This window comes from Clostridium sp. FS41 (assembly GCF_000954015.1).
Classification (GTDB): domain Bacteria; phylum Bacillota; class Clostridia; order Lachnospirales; family Lachnospiraceae; genus Enterocloster; species Enterocloster citroniae.
Map to the genome: position 1 here is coordinate 41,280 of NZ_JYHN01000040.1, position 20,622 is coordinate 61,901.

The following is a 20,622-nucleotide window of genomic DNA, read 5'->3' on the forward strand; positions in this document are numbered from 1 at the left end:
AGTGGACAAGGGGCGTGTGTCCCCTTGTCCACTGAAGGTGAAAGTTAAATATGCGCAAGGAGGCAGAGAAATCATATGTCAACCATATCAAAGTGTATGAATTCCCTTTCCCAGGGAGTCTATGTGATCGGAACAAAGAAGGATGAAACTTATAATCTCATGACGGCTGCATGGGTGACACAGGTGTCGGCAAATCCCAACCAGCTGGCAGTGGCAATTGGTGCCAGCCATCTCACGGCCGGGCTTGTGAGGGAGCAGGAGAAGTTTTCGCTTTCCGTGCTGGCAGAGGGGCAGGAACAGGCTGCCAGGATCTGTGGTACCCAGTCGGGGAGAAACGTGGACAAGTCCAAGCTGGTGTCATGTGAAACAAATGAGAAAGGGCTTCCTGTGGTCAATGGTTCGGCAGCGTGGCTGGACTGTGAGGTGAACAGGTGCATTGACCTGGGAGATCATGTTCTGGTAATTGCAGAGGTTGTGGGAGGAGAAGTATTTTCGGATAAGGTACTTTTATATGATGCGGAGACATATTTTCCTGGGTAGCGGGTGGTATTATGTTTTATATACCTGGCAAAGGGATAAGGGATAAAAGAAATAAGGTGCTGCGGTACGGAGCGGTAAGGCTTTGTGCTGCGGTGCCTTTTTTGGGATTTTATATCTGGTGGAAAACTTTACCGGATACCATGGGCATATTTTGAAAAATAATTGCCGGCAGGAGATGATGTAATTAAAAGGTCATTGAAACAGTAGGCATGATTATGATGTTCATAGCGGCAGGATCGGTATTTAACTAGACTGTCAAATCATATTTTAAACTTGAATATTTAGTTTCCATATAGTTAGGCGGATTCTAAAAAGAGAATGGGCGCAGGGGATGAGCTCCGATTGACATGGAGTTGATCGGAGCCCGGAAATGTGACGAACGCTTCCCCACGGATAGAAATATCTAGGGGGATTTTTTAAGAGCTGCCTGTTTCCCGACAGCCCCATAATGATTTTATGAAAGGAAATATCGTTCCATTCCCTCCAGCAAATACTGTCCCGCCACCGCCCCCTGGTCAGGAACCCCTTTGGCCCTGGCTGAGAACACTGCGGCTTTACCAAACTTGGGCAGCATATCTTTGGTGGCTGCGGCACCGGCCCTTGCACCTTCCACAGCTGCATGGATTACCGTAACCATATCCGCTCCGTCTTTGCTGGCTTCCAGTGCTTTTTTAGCGGCTGCATCCATTGCGTCCAGAAGTGTCCGGTCGCCGGGCCGGCATTTTCCCCGGCGTTCAATTCCCCTGGCAAAGCCATCCAGGAATTCAGAAAACTCTTTTGGCCCCATCTCCGCCTTTCCGCCAAGGACCTTGGCGCCTTCCATGATTCCGCTGGCCATCAGGGTACCCATGGTGGACGGAACAAGACCGGACATTTTCATGCCTGCCTTCATTAATGTTTTTCCAATATTCCCATCCTCCCCATTCTCACGAATTAACCGGGGCAGGGCACCGAAGCCTTTCTCCATGGTCAGACCCAGGTCTCCGTCACCCATTTTTGCATCCATCTCACAGAGTTCCTCCTTTTTCTCTGCAAAGATTTCCGCTGCACCCTGAAAGAATGCAGGGAGTTCATGATATCTTATGCTGTCCATCCTTTTCCTCCTTCACAGATCCGGAATCATCATACCTGGGTGTAAAACGGCGTGTGCACAGGCATATCTATCCACTGTTTCATCTCTTCATCCGCCATACGGCAGATGGAAACAGATGCCCCGGCCATTTCCATGCTGGTGGCATATTCGCCTACAAAAGTACGGTGGATCCTGATACCCTTTTTATTCAGAAGCTTGTGTACGCTTCCTGAAAGGATGTACAGCTCCTCCTGGCTGGTTGCGCCCAGTCCGTTTATCAGCACACAAACTTCCTCACCTGCACCCAGAGGCATATCACTTAAGATTTTGTCCACCGACTCGCCGGCCAGTTCATCCGCGGTCTTCACCGGCCCGTTCCATACACCCGGTTCTCCATGGATGCCCATTCCAAATGCCATCTCGCCGTCTGCCAGTGTGAAATTGGAGCGGCCGATTTCCGGGATGATACAGGGAGTCAGGGCAAAGCCAACGGTGCGGGTATTGTCTTTTGCCTTTTTTGCTGCTGCCAGTACCTCTTCCAGTGTCCCCATCCGGGCGGCTCTGGCCCCGGCACATTTATACATGAAGAATATGCCCGCCACCCCTCGGCGCACCGCCACATCCTTATTGGAGAGCACATCATCCGCACCCACAATGCTTGCGGTTTTAATGTCATCCATTTCCAGCAGTTCGGACGCCATGTCAAAATTCATGATATCGCCTGTATAGTTCCCATAGAGGAACAGGATTCCGGCTCCTGATTCCACCTCTTTTGCCACATTATATATCTGCTCTGCACAAGGAGACTGGAACACGCCGCCCACACCGCAGCCGTCCAGCAGGTTTTCGCCCACATAGCCAAGGAACAGGGGCAGATGCCCGGTTCCTCCGCCTGTTATGATTGCCACCTTGCCCTGCTTTTTCTGCGCGATACAATAGCAGCGCAAATCATTTTCAGTGTATTTAACCATATCGGGGTGCGCCGCGTAAATACCGTTAAGCATGTCATCCGTATACTGCTCGGGGGCATTGATTATCTTTTTCATAGCGTCCTCCTTAGAGAATGATTTCTTTTGGATAGGCCCATTTCTCAAGTTCTTCCACAGGCAGCGCTTTTGGCTCGGCTCCGCCTGTGCTGGCAAGGGTAATATAATACATCTCAGCAATTTCCTCCACATACTGTGCCTTTAAGAAGGCATCCTCAAGGCTGCTTCCTGCCGCAATGGCGCCATGGCTTTCCATGAGGCAGACTTCGTGATCCTTCATAACATCTGCCACCTTCCATGCCAGGTCAACGGTTCCCGCCCTTCCGTAGGGCGCCACGGGAACCATGCCCGTTTTCCCCAGGTACGCGCTTTCATACACAATAGGCGGAATCGGCTTGTTCATGATGGCAAATGCAGTTGAATACCGGGCATGTGTATGTACAATTGCCAGAATGTCTTTTCGTTCCTTATAAATATACAGGTGCATCATGGCCTCACTGGACGGTTTTAAATCCTCCAGCCGCTCAATCACCTTGCCGTCCAGATCCATGACACAAATATGTTTTGCTGTAAGCACATCCCTGGACACCCCACTGGGTGTGATGACCGCATACCCTGTTTCCGGGTCATATATACTGAAGTTGCCCGACTTATGTTTGCACATGCCAAGCCGGTCCGCTTCCTTTGCCGCTGCAACCACTTGTTCTTTTAATACCTCAAGCATATCATGTTCCTCCTACTTTCCGATTCCCAGTATTTCAAACGCCTTGTCAAAGGGTGCGTGGCACATTCCCTTTTCCGTGATGATGCCTGTTATCAGCGAATGGTCCGTCACATCAAAGGCAGGATTATACACATGGATACCCTCAGGAGCCATACGCTCCTTATACCACATCTGTGTCACCTCATCGGGGCTTCGCATCTCAATGGGAATCTCCTTTCCGGTTGGTGTGTCCATATCAATGGTGGATGTGGGCGCGCACACATAGAAGGGAATCCCATAATGCTTTGCCAGAATCGCCACGCCGCTGGTTCCGATCTTATTGGCCGAATCACCGTTCATTGCAACCCGGTCACAGCCCACGAAAATAATATCTATCTTTCCGGACTGCATCAGGATAGAGGCCATGTTATCACACTGCAGGGTTGTTGTGATACCTGCGTTATACAGTTCAAATGAGGTAAGACGGGCGCCCTGGAGCAGCGGCCTGGTCTCATCACAATAAACGTGCATGGCTGTTCCCGGCCAGCCCTTTTCCAGTGCAATGTACATGGGGGCCGTTGCGGTGCCGTACTTTGCAGTGGCAAGTGTGCCTGCATTGCAGTGGGTCATGATGCCAATCTCTTTTCCCTCCTGCTTAAGCTCCTCTAACAGTCCAAAACCAATCTCTCCGATCACTCGGCTGATTTGGACATCTTCCTCACGGATAGCATCTGCTTCCTGAAAAAGAAGTTCCTTAATCTCTGCAACATCCTTTTCCTGATTGGCAGCCACGGTTCTGTCCATACGGTTCAGCGCCCAAAACAGATTGACCGCAGTGGGCCTGGAGGAAGCCAGGTAATCCTTTAATTCCTTAAATTCCGGATAAAAGGTTTCGTACCGGTCCGCGGTGATGCGTGAGGACAGCAATGCGATTCCATAGGCGGCCGCTGCTCCGATGGCCGGCGCCCCCCGTACCTTCAGCTTCTTGATGGCCTCCCAGATTTCCTCTTTTGTGCTGATCCGGATTCGTTTAATGGTGCCCGGAAGAAGGGTCTGGTCAATAATATCCAGCGCGTTCCTGTCCTCCTTCATGCGGACCGTAATTACTTTGTCAAAAAATTCTTCAACCGTCATGGCTTCATGCCTCCTTTACCTTAAGAGCAGTTTTGTATGATGCTGTCCATTTCAAAGTGTCTTTTCCGCCGCTTCCTTTGCCCTTTTTACCGCTGCCACAAAATCGGCACCGGTCCTAAAGGAACCTTGGTTCATGATATAGTCTTTTCCGGCCAGGATATTGATCCGTTCCGCAAGAAGGCGCTTTTTTTCATCCGTTATTGTTGTCACATCCACAACATTGGCCATGCCCACGGTCCTGCGATGCAGTTCTGTTCCCGCGTAACCCGCAGTGTCCCGAAGTATACCGTCAAAATACCACGCCTTGAATCCTTTTACCTTGGCCATGGGTTCGGTTACCGCTTCATCATACTTTTTGCTGAACTTTTCTATAAAGAGATCCACTGTTTCCTCAATGGTCTTTAAAATCCAGCCGCAGAAAGGTGCGTCATCCGTGGAAAGGCCGTTGTCATATGCAAAAATCAGATTTGCGATCACATTGCCGATGTCATAGCCCATGGGGGCGTAGGTCCCGAATTCAGAGTCGAAAATCTTTGTGGCGTCCTGACGGATGAAGATCGAGCCGGTGTGAAGGTCCCCCTGCAAAAGAGCCTGGGCATCAGTCATAAAACGGAATTTAAGCTTTGCAACTTCCAAATGAAGGGCTTCGTCACCGTAAAGCTCCCTTTTTACAAAATCCCCATTGGGCGCATATACATTGTTGCGGTTATTCAAGTCATTGTAAGGCTCCATAAGTACCAGTTTTTCCGTAATATCACAGAGGTCCGGTGAAATAAACTTTTTAACCAGCTCTTTTTTATCTTTGTGGTCCATGACAATGTCGCTGCTCAGCAGCAGCGTATTTACCATAAAGGTGGATACGTCTTCAGCAAACTTTGGAAAAGTCTCATGTCTCAGCATGGCATCCCGCATGACCGCATAGTCAGAACAGTCTTCCATTCCGCAGGCGCACATTATGGTATCAAAGAAATACACATGAGGCACCATACCGGGCGCGAACTTATCTTCCAGCATAAGGATTTCGGATTCCAGTCGGTTTCTGTCCCTGGAAGGCTTCATATCCTTGGATATCCTGGCCTCGGTTCCCGCCTGCTTGATATAGATGGAATGGCCTTTGCCGTCCCAGACCCGGTACACATAGTTTAAGTTGCCATGGGACGATGGTACGATTGCTTCCATGGAATCACGGTCCCAGGGAATCTCCCCTGCCTTCTCCAGCGTGTATTCGATAACATCATCCACATTCATCTGAAAATAATGATTAAATCTTGACATATGTAGTAACCTCCCACTTAATCTTCTCTCTTAGATGCATAAGCTGCAATAAGCGCAAGTGCCAGAACAGCGCCCTTTACTGCAGGCAGAACATAGAACGGGACAGCACAGATGGTAAGCCCGTTCTCCAGCGTGGACACCAGCATGGCGCCAATCATGGTTCCCAGCGCATTGGGCTTCTCCGCGCCGCCTACGGTGCGTCCCACGAAAACAGCTGCCAGCGAAGGCATCAGGTAATTGTCACAGCACATAACCTGTGCGGAACTTCCTCTGGATGCCACCAGGATACCGCCGACCGCAATGAACACTGCGGTAATCATACCTGCCAGATAGCGGTACTTCTTAACATCGATGCCGGACAGCTTGGCGGCCTCCTTGTTTCCGCCCATGGCATAAAGATAACGGCCATGTTTGGTAAAATTAAGGAAAAGATAAGCCACAAACACACATCCCAGCATGATAATGATAATCCACGGCGCACGTCCGATGGCTGAAAATGATTCCGAAAGAGCGGTGCGGGCAGGCATAGCCCCCCAGGAGGTCTTCATGCCCGTGGATACTGCGCCTCCGCCAATATACCACTGACCGATACCCTGATGGACAAACATCAGTGCACAAGTGGCAAGCATGTCCGGAATTTTGCACACAAGGATCAGGAACATGGTCAGCTGGTACATGACCAGGGTAGCAAAAATACAGGTAATGATGGACATCCCCAGGGACATCCCAAGCCACAGATAGGCTGATACGAACACATAGGCAGAACAGCTTGCCAGTGTTCCGGCAGACATATCGAATCCGTCCGGTGCCATGGTAATGGTTGCTGCGATTCCAAATACCGTATTGATGGCCATTGCCCTAAGGATATTAACCATATTGCTTCCCGACATAAAGGCGCTTCCTTTATACCCAGTAAATGCGATAAAGCAAACAAGCAATGCCAGGACTGCAGCCCAATCCACTAGAAACCTTTTAACATTTGTACGACTTTTCATTGCTACAGTATCCCTCCTGTCTATTGAATCCGGTTTTTATTATCTGTTCCGCCAACCGAGTAGTACATGATCTCATCCTCCGTGGTCTTAGCTGTCTCCAGTTCCGCCATCACCGTTCCGTTATACATCACATACATCCGATCTGTTAAGGACAGCAGCTCAGAGTTTTCGCAGGATGCGTAGATCACTCCGTGGCCTTGTTTGGCGATTTGGTTGATCAGATGGAATATATCCTGCTTTGCTCCCACATCCACTCCTTTTGTGGGTTCGTCAAAGATATAGATATCACAGTCCGCTGCCAGCCATTTTCCAACCGCAACCTTTTGCTGGTTACCGCCGGAAAGATTTTTTACCTGCTGTCTCACGCTGGGCGTGGAGATTCCAAGGTCCTCTACATACCGTTTGGCATTGGCGTCAACCCTTCGCCTGCGGATAAAAGGACCGGTACAAAATCGGGAGAGGCATGCGGCTGATAAGTTGAAACTGACATTTTCATGAACCAAAACCCCCTCTTTACGTCTTTCCTCAGGCACCAGGGCCATGCGGTTCTTCACTGCGCCCGATGGGTTTGCTATCTTCAACTCCCTGCCCTTAAGCATGATTTTGCCATCGGTCATTTTAAATGCGCCGAAAAGGGTTTTACAGAGTTCGGATTTGCCTGCGCCCACCAGACCTGCGATTCCAACCACCTCGCCGCTCTTTACCTGGATGGAAACATCCTTTACCTTGCCGCGTGCGCCGGATAAATGCAGGGTTTCAAACAGCATTTCACCGATTTCACAGGCTTCTTTTGGAAAATTTTCTTCAAAGGCACGTCCCAGCATTTTCTCCACAATCTCTTTTGTGGTTGTCTGCCCTGTTACCGGCGTTGTGTCAATGATCTTACCATTTCGCATCACCGTATAATTCTCACATATTTCCAGAATTTCATTTAACCGGTGGGAGATAAAAAGAATTGCTATATTTTCTGTTTTATGTAAATGCTGCACAATACGGAACAGTTCCTCTGTTTCCGTATTGCTCAAAGGAGCTGTCGGCTCGTCAAGAATCAGGAAATTGCATTCTGACCGGATAGCCTTGGCAATGAGCACCATCTGTTTCTGAGCCAGGGACAGGTTCTGTACCAGCTCATGTTCATCCACCTGGTCACGGCTGATATGCAGCCGGTCCAGGGCCGCGCGCCCCTGTTTATATGCCTTATTCCAGTTTACGATATAGCCGCTCTTTCCCATGACCATATCGTTCTGGACAATATTCTCTGCCACTGATAAAGTAGGATACAATGCAGTATCCACTTCCTGATAAACAATCTGTATTCCCAGTTTTTTTGCATCCACCGGTGTTCTGATCTCAACCTTTTTATCATTTAAGAACACTTCCCCCGTATAATTGGAATTGGCCCCTGCCAGCACCTTCATCAACGTTGACTTGCCCGCGCCGTTGGCTCCAACCACTGCGCGGATTTCACCGGTTGTCACTTCAAAATCAATATCATCAAGTGCTTTGACACCTGGAAATTCAATGGAAACACGTTTTGTCTCTAATTTGATCCTATCCATGGAGTCCCTCTTTTCAGCGATAAAATCTTTTTAAAAAAAGGAAACGCAGGCCAAAACCCGCGCTTCCCTTTAAAAAACGATTGCCTATGGTTTTGTGTGCGAAAGAAAACCTCGTTTTTCACTGTCAGCTTATTAGTGGATTAAATCCTTTGGCATCCAGTCTGCTTCAGACAGATAGTCCAGGTTACCGTAAGTTTCACCTGCGATAGTCCCCAGGTTTTCTACTGTGGAATCTGATTGAAGCGCATCAGCCTTGATTGCGGTTCCCGGAACCTCTACCACGTCCACACCGTTCTTTCCGGTTGCCGGGTCAAAAATCTTGTCATACTGGTCTGCAAGCTGCAGCATCAGGATACGCATTCCGATTTCTCCGTTCATGGTCCAGTCAGTGGTGCCTGCCGCGGTCCAGATGTCGGGACGGGTCTGCATATTGGTAATGTCGACCGGGTCAATGTCAACAGACGCCATGGGAAGTGCATCGCCATTCTTGCCATTAAAATTGTCATTCTCAGCAATTGCATTATAAACACCCTGGCCGTACAGATCATAATAAGCAATGATGCCGTCCACATCCGCACGGTTAACGCCCTGGAGATATGCGGCTGTAACCGTATTGGCGGAATCAACTGAATCCTGCAGCGGCTGTACCTCGCCTACCGTCACAATCTTGCCTTCCGCCTCATATTTCTGCCAGCCAACCTCACGGCGGTCAAACGGGCTGTTGTAGTTAGGGCCTCTCCATACCTTAATCAGGCGGACGCCCTCACCGTACTCCTCGATCATCTGGTCAAGCAGAACGGTTACCAGAGACTCATCCTGCTGGAACATCTGGGTAACGCCCGGAAGCTTCTGATACTCGCCATCGGTGTAAAACTGAGTGTCAAATGTAACAATCTCCAGGTCCGGATACTGCTCTGTGATCTCCTTTAAGAATACATAAGAACCATCCTGGTTGCCATGGCTGACCAGCAGTCCGTCATATCCCGCAGATGCACAGGTACGGATGGTGTCCTGCCACTTGTTAAAATCACCGTCACAGAAAAAGAAATCAAACTTTACATCCAGGGCATCGCAAAGGGATGCGCAGGAATCCTTCCACATCTGGAAGATGGTTGCGGATGGCAGAAGCATGATATAAGCTACTTTTTTGCCTGCCACCGGGTTTTCCGCTGCCGCTGTTGCTTCTGCGGTTTCTGCTTGTGCTGCTTTTGTCTCTGCTTGCGCCGCCGTGGTCTCCGCCGTCTTGGTCTCAGCTGCCGTGGTGGCTCCTGAACCGCCTGAACCTCCGCACCCTGCCAGCAATGATGCTGCCACGGTAATTGCCGCAATCACACTGACCACTTTTTTCATTTTTTTCATTCGTACGTTTCCTCCTTTTTATTGAAATTGTTTACTAAACATTATTTGAACTGCTCCCTACGTGTTAACTAAATAGTACAACGATTCTTTTGGCGTGTCAATATATATTTGACATATTTGTTATTATTTTACATATTAAATTATATTTATTGTGCATTTTGGTTGAACAAATCAAAAAATAATATGCCCCTGGTTACTGCTGTATTATATGTTGTTTAGTAAACACATATTGTTTTCTCTGTAAAGAATTGACCCATTTCATACCGTGTGCTATAATCTCATCATAGTATGATTCGTAAGTTACAGGGATTGTTTAAAGATGTTTACTGCATTCTTTCTGCATTCCGGAAAGGGAGAAACCATATGACTGTCAGAGAACTGGCCAAGCAGATTGGTGTTTCACCCGCAACCATTTCCATTGTGTTAAACGGTAAAAAAGGGGTAAGCGAGGAGACACGTAAAAAGGTATTAGACGCACTTAAGACTTACCAGTACATGCCTCCTGTCCGCAAACCTAAAAGCGGTAAGAATGTACTTGTGGTGAAATTTTATAAAAGCGGTCTGTTGGTAGAAGAGAACCAGGGGTTTATTACCATGATTATTGATTCAATTGAAGAACAGCTCCGTGCAGAGCAGATTGGCATGACCCTGACCGTGGTAAAGACAGGCCTTAAATCCGCCCTTGATTCGCTGGATTACAGCAAATACTGCGGAATGTTCTTGATTGCCACAGAAGTCATGAGGGAGGATTTCGTACATCTGGATTCCATCCCCATCCCTTATGTGGTGGTGGATAATACGGTTCCCAACCATTACTGCAGCAGTGTATGCATGAACAATGGAGAGAATGTGTACATCGCCCTGCAGTATTTAAGAAAATGCGGACACACCGAACTGGGCTACCTGGGCAGTACCACGGGAGCCGAGAACTTCAACGAGCGACACGATGCTTTTATCAAATACGTAAAAGAAATGGATTTCCATTTTGACCCGCGCAATGAATTTCGTGTAAAACCCACCATGCTGGGGGCGCGGGATGATTTTGCACGGGTTCTGGAGCAAAAGCCAATCCTTCCGCCCTGCTTTTTCGCTGAGAATGATACCATAGCGCTGGGGGCAATGAAGGCCCTGAAGGAAAAGGGATATAAAATCCCCCAGGATGTGTCCCTTATGGGCTTTGACGACATCCCCTATTCCTCGATCAGTTCCCCTGCCCTCACAACCATCCATGTGCAGCGGAACATCATGGGCAAGCAGTCTGTCATCCAACTGATGCAGCTGATTGAGGATCCGCGTTTCATGCCTATGAAAACGCAGATCACCGGGCGGCTGGTTGTGAGGTCCAGTGTGAAGGATTTGACATCGGTTCTTTAGATGTGTGAGTGGAAGTTATTATCTGTATGCAGAAAAGTCACGGTCCTGGTTTCTAAAGGTCGTGACTTTTATATATGTGTATTTCCATGGAGTTCAGACTGCCGAACATTTGCTGTGATCACCACCCCTGTCATCCGTATAAATGGCTCCTATGCTTAACTTTGCCGGTTTGGATGCAAGAAAGACCATGAGATAGGTTGATTATGGCCGGCTGGAGTGAATCAAAAACGTCTTTCGCTGCCCTGGGGATACAACGGTGGAGCAGATGGTCCCAAAGGAGTTCGGATATGGTTACAACCTAATACATTTTGTAAGCCAGGCTGTATGCCGATAACGAACCCAAAGCATGAGCCGATTAAAAAAGTATATGTCCAGATGGTAAAGGAAGTTGTGGGAAGTGGGGCGTCAGATCATGGGAACGATTGATGAATATATCAAGCTTCCTTGCACGCTGAGGGTACAGAATGGAGACAGTGGAAGGATATATCCGAGGGAGGTTATGTGGTGTCATATCCCGATTTAAAGGGGCGTATTACTTGCACGGATACGATGGAAGCGGCAATAGCCAATGTTAAGGATGCAAAGTTGGCATGGCTGTAAGCAGCGCTAGAGCCTGTTTGAAAATTGCTTTCTGCCAGCTGTATGTTATTTTCAAATACGCTCTAGAGTCAGGCTGTGATATTTTGGAGCCGGATGATTTGGAAAAGTATTCAGACCAGTTTAAACTGCGTTTGCCGAAATCATTGCACCGGCAGCTGACACAGCACTCCAAACGGGAAGGGGTAAGTATGAATCAATACTGCGTGTATCTCTTGGCAAAAAATGATGTGTCTGTGGATAACAAGTAGTGTTGGGTGCTCAAATTAATGATAAATATGCAAAAGAGTAAAGCTCTGGTACGGTAAATTACAGGCAAAGGTGATGTTGCCAGATGGTTTTTAACCCTGTTTTACAGGGGGAGGGAGTCAAACTTCTAGTTATATTCAAAACTTCCAGCTATAATAAAAGTAGGTTAACAAGCCACAAATAAAAAACTTGGGGTGCCCTAATGGACAAAAACACATTAACACATATGAGTTGGATGTGTAAATACCATATTATATTTGCACCCAAATTTAGAAGAAAAGCAATCTATGGGTATCATGTTTCTAATGTGAATAATGACTGGCATCATAAATATAATGCTCTGATGCAAGTCGAGTAATGCGCCATTCACATCCGGCTTTAAACGCTTTAATCTGGCCTTTGCGGCACTGTTTAGATGCAGTGGCCGGTCTTATATCCGTGATAACACAGATTCTCGGTATTAGCCGAAGCAGTGTTTACAAACTGCTTCGGTCAGGAACATCGAAATCCAAAAGAATTGGGTGTCGTTACCGTATCCAATCAGCTTATCTTGAAGATTATCTGTGTTTGGGGTATAATAGCAATGATTCATTTGCAGAGCTGCCGGACAAAGGAAGATGAGATATATGACTGGTAGCTTACAAACTAAAGGAAAGTGCTGTTATGCAGTATTGAACTTTTACAATACACAAGGAAAACGTATCCCGAACGTATCCCGAGAGTAACATAGGCTCTGTTCTAAGTGGAAAATTCAGTGTACTTGCATTAGAAAAAGGTGTGGAAGAGAAGGTAAAATAACTTGATTCGGCTGCCGGCGTAGAAAAAGTGTTGGAAGATTGTTAGAAGATTGTTGGGAAAAAGCTTTATGTAAACTGATGACAAGGTAACAAAAAACCCTTGATTTCCAGTAAAATCAAGGGTTTCCACAGTCGGAGTAACAGGATTTGAACCTGCGACCTCTCGGCCCCCAGCCGAGCGCGCTACCAAGCTACGCCATACTCCGTTTTCGAACCTCTATGATTATAGCAAAGATTTTTCATTTTGAAAAGCCCTAATTTTAATTTATTCAGGAGAAAATAAGAATGACACAGGAAAATGCAGTAAAAAAGCGGATTTTCAGCTTCGATCTTGACATGACGTTACTGGATCACAAGACATGGGAGGTCCCTCCCAGCGCAATGGAGGCCCTGGAGCATATTAGGAAGGATTCCGTGATCGTCATTGCCAGCGGAAGAAACATGGACCACGAAATGAGTTCCATGTACTGCGATATCATCAAACCGGACGGGGTCATTCATATGAACGGCACCCGGGTGGTAGCAGGAGGAAATGTCCTGTTTGAGCATCAGATGGACAAGGACCGGCTGAGGTCTTTGCTGTCCTATGCGGATGAGCATGGCTATTCCATGGGGATCAGCACGGGAGGATATGATTATTATATTCATCCGGAAGGGGTTACCCGCATGGATGAGATCCGCTGGGGAGTGTCGGAGCGCAATTACAGGGATGGCTGGGAGCTGATGGAGCTGCCGGTGAGGACCCTGGCATACATAGGAGGGCCCCAGGGGGCCAAGGAGATGGAGGAGCATTTTCCGGATTTTAAATTCCCCATGTTTTCTGGAAATATGGGAGCTGATGTGGTGGAACGGGAGGCGTCCAAGGCAAAAGGGCTTATGCGTATCTGCGAGTTTTACGGGATCGGTATGGAGCACACCATTGCATTTGGAGACAGCATGAATGATTATGAGATTGTCCGGGAGGCGGGGATCGGGATCGCCATGGGAAACTCAGTGGATGAGCTGAAGGCAGTGGCTGACTATGTTACGGACGATATTGACAGGGATGGGGTCTGGAAAGCCTGCAGGCATTTTGGATGGATCTAAAATAAAAGGGTAACAGTTCAGGACGGCGGGAAAATGGGGGCAAAAGCGGGCGTTAAGCTTGCTTATAAGTCCGTTTTCGTCCCCATTTTCACATCGGATAGACATCCGATGCTTCTTGACCGGTTTTCCGGTCAAGAAGATGAGCCGCCCTGAACAGTTACATAAAAGAAATGGAGATTTGATATGGCAAGAAATTTTGACGTGGTAATCATTGGGGCAGGACCAGGCGGATATACAGCGGCACAAAAGGCATCGCAGTTTGGCCTTTCGGTGGCGCTGGTTGAGGCAAAGAAAATAGGCGGTACCTGCGTCAACAGGGGCTGTATCCCCACAAAAGCATTGCTTCATGCATCCAACATGTTCCATATGATGCAGAACTGCGATGTGTTTGGCGTATCAACGGACTTTATTGCCTTTGATTTCGGAAAGATGCAGAAATACAAAAAGCAGGCCGTGGCAAAATACCGCGAAGGCATAGAGGCCGGATTTGACCGGGAGAAAGTGGAGATCATACACGGGACAGCCACCCTGCGCAGGGACAGGACCGTGGAGGTAGAACTGGCGGAAGGCGGACGCGAATTTCTTCAGGGAAATGCAGTCATAATAGCAACAGGAGCCGTCCCCATGATGAACGACATACCTGGGGCAAGCCTGCCGGGAGTGTGGAACAGCGACAGGCTTCTGGCAGCGGAAAACTGGAATTTTGACCGCCTGACCATTATGGGCGGAGGCGTGATCGCAGTGGAATTTGCAACCATGTTCAGCAATCTCTGCTCCAGCGTGACCATTGTGGAAAAGCAGAAGCACCTGATGGCTCCCATGGATGACGTCATGTCGGCGGAACTGGAAAAGGAGCTTCGGCGCAAAGGTATCCAGGTATACTGCGATGCCACGGTCACTGAGATCATGGAGGAAGAGGGAAGCCTCAGCTGTGTGATCACGCCCAACCATGGGGGTGAACCCATAAAGACAAGGGCAGGACAGGTGCTGATGGCCATTGGGCGGCGCCCGGATGTGGATAAGCTTTTTGGCAAGGACATTTCCCTGGAAATGCAGAATGGAAAGATTGCAGTGAACAGTGATTTTGAGACTAGTGAGCCGGGCGTATTTGCCATAGGGGATGTGGCTGCCAGGACACAGCTGGCCCATGTGGCGGCGGCCCAGGGCACGTACGTAGTGGAAAAGATCGCGGGAAGGGCTCACAGCGTCAAGCTGGAGGTAGTGCCCAACGGCATGTTTGTGTCCCTTCCCATTGTGCCAAACTGTATTTACACGGATCCGGAGATTGCCACGGTTGGAATTACGGAGGAGCGGGCAAAACAGGGCGGGCTAAAGGTGCGCTGCGGACATTTTTCCATGAGGGACAATGGAAAGTCCATCATATCCGGTGAAGAGAACGGATTTATCCGCCTGGTTTTCGAGGCGTACTCCAATACCATTGTGGGCGCTCAGATGATGTGTCCCCGTGCAACGGACATGATCGGGGAGATTGCCACTGCTATCGCCAATGGGCTCACTGCGGAAGAAATGTCCTTTGCCATGAGAGCGCAGCCCACTTATAATGAAGGGATTGGAGCCGCCATTGAGGACGCGATGAGGCGTGAGCCGGTGTAGGGAACCATGGGTGAGGTTAGATTAGATGACGCAGGTTAGATGGAGCGGGTTACATGGCACGGGTTAGACGACCCGCGCAGGTGCGGGAGATAGATGGGCTGAAGGTTTGGACAGCACTGTTTGGGAAAAAGTGTTAATCAAGAGAAAGAGAGGAATAGATGATGGGTGTGATTCAGGAAAGACTGTGTGCACTTCGTGCTTTGATGAAGGAGCAGGGGATGGACGCATATCTGGTTCCAACAGCAGATTTTCATGAGTCTGAATATGTGGGAGAGCATTTTAAATGCAGGGAATATATCACAGGATTCACAGGCTCGGCAGGAACGGCCGTGGTGACCATGGATGAGGCCTGCCTGTGGGTGGACGGACGCTATTTTGTCCAGGCTTCCCATGAACTGGAGGGAACCTCGGTGACCATGATGAAAATGGGACGGGAGGGCGTACCTGATGTAGAGGAATATCTGGAGCAGACGCTTCCCTCAAAGGGGTGCCTTGGATTTGACGGCCGGGTGGTTAATGCGGCGGCCGGGTTAAATCTGGAGGATGTGCTGGAAGACAAGAACGTCAGGATATCCTATGGACTGGATCTGATCGGAAGCATATGGGATCACCGGCCCGAGTTGTCGGCAAAGCCGGCCTGGGTTCTGGCCCAGCAGTATGCAGGAAAATGCAGCGAAGATAAAATACAGGATGTGAGAGAGGCCATGAAGAAAGCTCATGCCTCGGTTCATGTGCTCACATCCATGGATGACATTGCATGGCTTTTAAATATCCGGGGTGGCGATATACGCCATAATCCCGTGGTATTGTCCTATGTGGTGGTTACCATGGAACAGCTGTATCTGTTTGTAAATGAGGAGGTACTGGAGCATCGGGCATATCCGTATATGGATAATGGAGAGAACATTACCACCAGGCAGTATCTGGAAGATATTGGGGTTACGGTGCTGCCTTATGATCAACTTTATGATATGGTGGAAGGTTTCAGGAATGAGAAGGTGCTGTTGGAGAAAAGCCGCGTCAATTATGCGATCTACCGTTTGCTGGACAGCTCCAATAAGATCATTGACAGGATGAACCCCACCGCGCTGATGAAGTCTGTTAAGAATGATGTGGAGATTGAAAATGAGAGGAATGCCCATATCAAGGACGGCGTGGCGGTGACCAAATTCATTTACTGGCTGAAGAAAAACATTGGCAGGATTCCCATGGATGAAATCAGTGTGTCTGATTACCTGGAAAAACTGCGGATGGAACAGGAGGGCTGCATAGGACTCAGCTTTTCAACCATATCCGCATACGGGGAACATGGGGCAATGTGTCATTACTCAGCTACGGAAGAGACCAATATCCCCCTGGAGCCAAAGGGGCTGTATCTGGTGGACTCCGGCGGCCAGTATTATGAGGGAACCACGGATATCACCAGGACCATTGCGCTGGGACCGGTGACAGACGAGGAAAAGGAGCATTTTACACTGGTACTTATGAGCATGCTGCGCCTGGGAGCGGTGAAGTTCCTTCACGGCTGCAGAGGACTGAGTATTGATTATGTGGCCAGGGAACCATTGTGGAGCAGGGGGCTTAACTTTGAACATGGCACAGGCCATGGCGTCAGCTACTTGTCTAACTGCCATGAAAGGCCTAACGGGATCCGGTTTAAAATGGTGCCTGAGCGCCAGGATAACGGGGTTCTGGAGCCCGGTATGATCACATCCGATGAACCGGGACTTTATATAGAGGGAAGCCACGGTATCAGGACAGAGAACCTGACCGTGTGCGTAAAGGATGAAAAAAATGAGTATGGGCAGTTCCTGAAGTTTGAATTTCTCACATTTGCCCCCATTGACCTGGAAGTGGTTGACAAAACGCTGATGACAGAAAGTGATGTGGAGCTTTTAAATGAGTATCACAGACAGGTATATGAGAAGATCGGCCCCCATTTGAATGAGGATGAGAGGGCGTGGCTGAAGGATGTGACAGCGGCGATCTAAGGCGGAGATTATAAGGAAAATTGGTGAAAAAGAAACCGGAGTACCATCAGGCGGAGCATGTGATATGGGAGCATATCAATGACTGTCTTTGATGGCTCCGGTTTTTGAGTGGTGTGGCTGCCAATAGGGGGGAGTGTTTGTTACGCACCTGGAAGGTCTACCACGATATAGGAATGGCCCATGGCCGGAAGGAGTTTCTCCAACAGATCCCGGGTACGGAATTTGATACTGGATGTATTGACATAGGGATGGCAGGGGAAATATTCCTGTTTTTGCATTGCATCCCTGTCAATAAGCAGCTGGATATGATACTCTGCATCATTCATAAGGGCAGGGATACTGACGAAACCGGGCGTGATATCCAGATGCATTTTCATATATTCCGGTTTCGCAAATGATAGGTGAGAACTGCTGTCTGGATAAAACAGAGGTTTTAAATTTTTTACTGCCGGGAAGCATAAGCAGGTAGAAACCGGTCCTTTGAGCATTTCGCAGAAATAAGTTTTTGTATACCTTCAGTTCTAGCAGTTTGTCGATCTCCTGGCATGCCTCTACGGTCGGCATGGCATCGTGGTCCAGGCGAATGTAGGGAATGAGGAGGGAGCCCAAAAGTTCGTAGGAGCGGATCTCCTGAGAAATGCGTCCGGTGGGATCGGATGGCCTTCCAATGTATCGGGTGGGGTCGATCTTGTATGGGGGATCGGGAGCAGATGTGGGATTATATGTGAGATTTTGTGTGGAATTGTATGTGGATGGAACGGTGGAGACTGTGTGGGAATGTGTGATCATGTCTGTATCCGTTTTTGGGTGATAACTTGGGTGATAATTGCAGGCAGCTGGTGGTGATGTGGGAGGGGATTGGGCGGATATATGATAAAATTACACATTATATTAAATATATGGTAAAATGTCGATAGGGTTTTTAGTGGGATCAAGCGCCCCAAAACCGACATGAAGTGATGATGACAAATATGTTATAGCAGAGGAGAGCGGGGATCGAGCCGCTGTCTGTACTGTTTTTAAGTAAAAACAGCTGTCAGAATGGGAGAATAAGACAATGAGCCGAATTGGTGGAAATGAAAGTGGGAACAGAACGGAGAAGAGGAACGGGGGGAAAGCAGAGAAGCGGTGGGAGCAGAGACCGGTGAAAAAGGCGGAAGTTGGCGGTACTCGTGGCAGGGGGGACGGTAAATATATGGACAAACATAGTGATAAATATGACGATAAATATAGTGATAAATATACCGATAGACATACCGGTAAATATACGGACAAGGATACTGATAAACATCCTGGTAAGGATTTGGATAAAATGTCCAAGAGAAATCACGGGGGAAAACAGGATGCAGCGGCCAAGAGAGGGGATAGAGGGCCGCAGCGTGATGATCGGCGTAAGGATAAGAGGGATGAACGGGAACTGCGCAGCGGCAGGGATGACCGGGGATTTAGAATGGGTAAGTCCAGTGAGAATATTGGCGGTTTGAATGATAAAAGGGGGATAGGAAAGGGAAGGCCAGAAAGACAGACAGTGGATCAACGGATAACGGATTGGCAGAGCCCGGATAGACGGAAGATGGGCAGACCTGTATCTGACCGGATGGCAGATAAAAAAGGAAAGCCGGAGGGAAAAGGACTTTGCCCGGTTATGAAACGGTGCGGGGGATGTCAGATACTGGATCTGGATTACAATGAACAGTTGAAACAAAAGCAGAAGCAGGTGGAGGAACTGTTTAAGGGTATCTGCCCTGTTAAGCCGATCATTGGAATGAAGGATCCATTCCATTACCGCAACAAAGTACATGCTGTGTTTGCCTGGGAAAAGGGAAATGTGATTTCCGGTATTTACCAGGAGAACAGCCATGATGTGGTTGCTGTGGAGAAGTGCATGATAGAGGATGAAAAGGCGGATGAGATTATCGGTACGATCCGCAATATGCTCAAGTCATTTAAGATACGTATTTATAATGAGGATACTGGCTTTGGACTACTGCGCCATGTGCTGATCCGCCGGGCATTTACAACCAATGAGATCATGGTGGTGCTTGTCACGGCATCTCCTGTATTTCCATCTAAAAATAATTTTGTTAAGGCATTGAGGGAAAAACATCCGGAGATCACCACCATTGTACAGAATATCAATGGGCGCGGTACCAGTATGGTTCTGGGGAACAAGGAACATGTGCTGTATGGCAAGGGATATATTGTGGACGAACTGTGCGGCTGCAGATTCCGTATCTCTTCCAGATCCTTCTATCAGGTGAACCCGGTCCAGACGGAAGTGCTGTATGGAAAGGCGCTGGAACTGGCAGGACTCACCGGAAAGGAACTGGTGGTGGATGCGTACTGCGGCATTGGAACCATTGGGATCATTGCCAGCAAACAGGCTGGGCAGGTTATTGGCGTGGAATTAAATCAGGATGCTGTGCGGGATGCGGTGAGCAATGCCAAGATGAATGATAGGAAGAACGTGCGTTTCTACTGCAATGACGCGGGACGGTTCCTGGTAAATATGGCTGAACGGGGAGAAAAGGTGGATGTGGTGATTATGGATCCGCCAAGGAGCGGCAGTACAGGAGAGTTTTTGGACTCTGTAGGGAAGATGGGAGCGGGGAAGGTTGTGTATGTGTCGTGTAATCCTGAGACTTTGGCCAGGGATGTGAGGTATATGAGGAAGCTGGGATATGTGGCGGGGGAGGTGTGGCCGGTGGATATGTTTCCGGGGACGAATCATTGTGAAATAATTGTCGAGCTAAGTCGAAAATAGAAATATACAAACTCGATACAGGAGAGAAGGAATATCATCTGGGTGGGGGAGAATTCTACTGCATGAGCGGGCAGTGGAATTTAAATAAAAAATTCGTGTGTTCTATACTGCTAATAAATAGGATGACGAGCAATCCTTTTTATGTTAGAATAACGCTGTAGAAAATTGTTATTTCTAGGTGGGAGATAAGAGGAATTTGATGGGGAAATAATCCAGGATAGTTTGTTTCAAGACTTTATCAATCGTCAGGAGGATGCCAAGTAAGCATAGCGGATAACCTGAATGTTGTTATACCAGAGAATATGGATTTTAAAGCAAAGGATGCCACTGTGGTAACGTACCACAAAGACGAATTGTGGATAATGCTCGTAGAAAGAGACATAAAAAACAGAGTTTACAAAGGCGGTCAAGATAAGCTCTGCTTCATTTGCTAGCTCAGAAAAGGCGCTAACGTCACAACTGATGTCTTAGTAAAAATAAGCTAAGAGCTGAATTGCGACATTTCGGATATTTGCGAGAGTGTAAAG

The 20,622-nt window shown here is 48.2% G+C and carries 16 protein-coding genes, 1 tRNA gene and 1 pseudogene; 8 read left to right on the forward strand and 10 right to left on the reverse strand.

Annotated elements, in window-relative coordinates; all coding sequences use genetic code 11:
* The first annotated feature begins 75 nt into the window (after positions 1–75).
* On the forward strand, positions 76–540 hold the full coding sequence (locus tag CLFS41_RS05900) for a flavin reductase family protein (RefSeq protein ID WP_045091737.1): 465 nt from the start codon (positions 76–78) through the stop codon (positions 538–540).
* A gap of 454 nt (positions 541–994) precedes the next feature.
* On the opposite strand, the gene CLFS41_RS05905 is transcribed toward CLFS41_RS05900, so the two are convergent.
* The 8 genes from CLFS41_RS05905 to CLFS41_RS05940 all read right to left on the reverse strand — a co-directional run bounded on the left by CLFS41_RS05905 (position 995) and on the right by CLFS41_RS05940 (position 9,623).
* Complete coding sequence (locus tag CLFS41_RS05905; protein ID WP_045091738.1) at positions 995–1,633, reverse strand: dihydroxyacetone kinase subunit L; 639 nt, start codon at positions 1,631–1,633, stop codon at positions 995–997.
* A 29-nt stretch (positions 1,634–1,662) separates the two neighbouring features.
* Positions 1,663–2,658 (reverse strand): dihydroxyacetone kinase subunit DhaK, encoded by a 996-nt coding sequence (locus tag CLFS41_RS05910; protein ID WP_045091739.1) that lies wholly within the window; start codon positions 2,656–2,658, stop codon positions 1,663–1,665.
* Positions 2,659–2,668: 10 nt separating this feature from the next.
* A complete protein-coding gene (locus tag CLFS41_RS05915) occupies positions 2,669–3,322 on the reverse strand; it encodes a class II aldolase/adducin family protein (RefSeq protein ID WP_045091740.1) in 654 nt (217 codons plus the stop codon).
* A 12-nt stretch (positions 3,323–3,334) separates the two neighbouring features.
* Positions 3,335–4,435 (reverse strand): S-methyl-5-thioribose-1-phosphate isomerase, encoded by a 1,101-nt coding sequence (mtnA, locus tag CLFS41_RS05920; protein ID WP_045091741.1) that lies wholly within the window; start codon positions 4,433–4,435, stop codon positions 3,335–3,337.
* A gap of 51 nt (positions 4,436–4,486) precedes the next feature.
* Entirely contained in the window at positions 4,487–5,710 is a 1,224-nt protein-coding gene (gene mtnK, locus CLFS41_RS05925) for an S-methyl-5-thioribose kinase (RefSeq protein WP_007868325.1), read from the reverse strand.
* A gap of 17 nt (positions 5,711–5,727) precedes the next feature.
* Positions 5,728–6,705, reverse strand: a complete 978-nt coding sequence (locus CLFS41_RS05930) for an ABC transporter permease (RefSeq protein WP_007868324.1) — start codon at positions 6,703–6,705, stop codon at positions 5,728–5,730.
* Between the two features lie 20 nt (positions 6,706–6,725).
* Complete coding sequence (locus CLFS41_RS05935) at positions 6,726–8,264, reverse strand: sugar ABC transporter ATP-binding protein (protein ID WP_007868322.1); 1,539 nt, start codon at positions 8,262–8,264, stop codon at positions 6,726–6,728.
* Positions 8,265–8,396: 132 nt separating this feature from the next.
* Positions 8,397–9,623: a hypothetical protein gene (locus tag CLFS41_RS05940; protein WP_007868320.1), complete on the reverse strand. Its 1,227-nt coding sequence runs from the start codon at positions 9,621–9,623 to the stop codon at positions 8,397–8,399.
* Between the two features lie 288 nt (positions 9,624–9,911).
* Here CLFS41_RS05940 and CLFS41_RS05945 point away from each other — a divergent pair, with 288 nt between their 5' ends.
* The 3 genes and pseudogenes from CLFS41_RS05945 to CLFS41_RS29340 all read left to right on the forward strand — a co-directional run.
* Positions 9,912–10,997: a LacI family DNA-binding transcriptional regulator gene (locus tag CLFS41_RS05945; RefSeq protein ID WP_117451968.1), complete on the forward strand. Its 1,086-nt coding sequence runs from the start codon at positions 9,912–9,914 to the stop codon at positions 10,995–10,997.
* Positions 10,998–11,587: 590 nt separating this feature from the next.
* A complete protein-coding gene (locus tag CLFS41_RS05950; protein ID WP_347467724.1) occupies positions 11,588–11,845 on the forward strand; it encodes a toxin-antitoxin system HicB family antitoxin in 258 nt (85 codons plus the stop codon).
* A 200-nt stretch (positions 11,846–12,045) separates the two neighbouring features.
* A pseudogene (locus tag CLFS41_RS29340) lies at positions 12,046–12,135 on the forward strand (IS200/IS605 family transposase); the annotation flags it as partial.
* A 637-nt stretch (positions 12,136–12,772) separates the two neighbouring features.
* Here the strand turns inward: CLFS41_RS29340 and CLFS41_RS05955 are convergent.
* Positions 12,773–12,846: transfer RNA gene (locus tag CLFS41_RS05955), tRNA-Pro, on the reverse strand.
* Between the two features lie 79 nt (positions 12,847–12,925).
* Here CLFS41_RS05955 and CLFS41_RS05960 point away from each other — a divergent pair.
* The 3 genes from CLFS41_RS05960 (at position 12,926) to CLFS41_RS05970 (ending at position 17,331) form a co-directional block, all read left to right on the forward strand.
* Positions 12,926–13,726, forward strand: a complete 801-nt coding sequence (locus CLFS41_RS05960; protein WP_007868143.1) for a Cof-type HAD-IIB family hydrolase — start codon at positions 12,926–12,928, stop codon at positions 13,724–13,726.
* Between the two features lie 183 nt (positions 13,727–13,909).
* Positions 13,910–15,340 (forward strand): dihydrolipoyl dehydrogenase, encoded by a 1,431-nt coding sequence (gene lpdA / locus CLFS41_RS05965; protein ID WP_007868139.1) that lies wholly within the window; start codon positions 13,910–13,912, stop codon positions 15,338–15,340.
* Between the two features lie 161 nt (positions 15,341–15,501).
* Positions 15,502–17,331, forward strand: a complete 1,830-nt coding sequence (locus CLFS41_RS05970; RefSeq protein ID WP_045091813.1) for an aminopeptidase P family protein — start codon at positions 15,502–15,504, stop codon at positions 17,329–17,331.
* Positions 17,332–17,471: 140 nt separating this feature from the next.
* Here CLFS41_RS05970 and CLFS41_RS31120 read toward each other — a convergent pair whose 3' ends face one another.
* Positions 17,472–17,708 (reverse strand): hypothetical protein, encoded by a 237-nt coding sequence (locus CLFS41_RS31120; protein WP_347467727.1) that lies wholly within the window; start codon positions 17,706–17,708, stop codon positions 17,472–17,474.
* Positions 17,709–18,388: 680 nt separating this feature from the next.
* Between CLFS41_RS31120 and rlmD the strand changes: the two genes are divergently transcribed.
* Complete coding sequence (gene rlmD / locus CLFS41_RS05980) at positions 18,389–20,095, forward strand: 23S rRNA (uracil(1939)-C(5))-methyltransferase RlmD (protein WP_152649014.1); 1,707 nt, start codon at positions 18,389–18,391, stop codon at positions 20,093–20,095.
* Positions 20,096–20,622: the final 527 nt, after the last annotated feature.

Coding starts and splice junctions, on each gene's coding strand:
- CLFS41_RS05900 (WP_045091737.1), top strand. CDS start 76: ATGTCAACCATATCAAAGTGTATGAATTCCCTTTCCCAGGGAGTCTAT.
- CLFS41_RS05905 (WP_045091738.1), bottom strand. CDS start 1,633: ATGGACAGCATAAGATATCATGAACTCCCTGCATTCTTTCAGGGTGCA.
- CLFS41_RS05910 (WP_045091739.1), bottom strand. CDS start 2,658: ATGAAAAAGATAATCAATGCCCCCGAGCAGTATACGGATGACATGCTT.
- CLFS41_RS05915 (WP_045091740.1), bottom strand. CDS start 3,322: ATGCTTGAGGTATTAAAAGAACAAGTGGTTGCAGCGGCAAAGGAAGCG.
- mtnA (WP_045091741.1), bottom strand. CDS start 4,435: ATGACGGTTGAAGAATTTTTTGACAAAGTAATTACGGTCCGCATGAAG.
- mtnK (WP_007868325.1), bottom strand. CDS start 5,710: ATGTCAAGATTTAATCATTATTTTCAGATGAATGTGGATGATGTTATC.
- CLFS41_RS05930 (WP_007868324.1), bottom strand. CDS start 6,705: ATGAAAAGTCGTACAAATGTTAAAAGGTTTCTAGTGGATTGGGCTGCA.
- CLFS41_RS05935 (WP_007868322.1), bottom strand. CDS start 8,264: ATGGATAGGATCAAATTAGAGACAAAACGTGTTTCCATTGAATTTCCA.
- CLFS41_RS05940 (WP_007868320.1), bottom strand. CDS start 9,623: ATGAAAAAAATGAAAAAAGTGGTCAGTGTGATTGCGGCAATTACCGTG.
- CLFS41_RS05945 (WP_117451968.1), top strand. CDS start 9,912: ATGATTCGTAAGTTACAGGGATTGTTTAAAGATGTTTACTGCATTCTT.
- CLFS41_RS05950 (WP_347467724.1), top strand. CDS start 11,588: ATGGCTGTAAGCAGCGCTAGAGCCTGTTTGAAAATTGCTTTCTGCCAG.
- CLFS41_RS05960 (WP_007868143.1), top strand. CDS start 12,926: ATGACACAGGAAAATGCAGTAAAAAAGCGGATTTTCAGCTTCGATCTT.
- lpdA (WP_007868139.1), top strand. CDS start 13,910: ATGGCAAGAAATTTTGACGTGGTAATCATTGGGGCAGGACCAGGCGGA.
- CLFS41_RS05970 (WP_045091813.1), top strand. CDS start 15,502: ATGGGTGTGATTCAGGAAAGACTGTGTGCACTTCGTGCTTTGATGAAG.
- CLFS41_RS31120 (WP_347467727.1), bottom strand. CDS start 17,708: ATGAAAATGCATCTGGATATCACGCCCGGTTTCGTCAGTATCCCTGCC.
- rlmD (WP_152649014.1), top strand. CDS start 18,389: ATGAGCCGAATTGGTGGAAATGAAAGTGGGAACAGAACGGAGAAGAGG.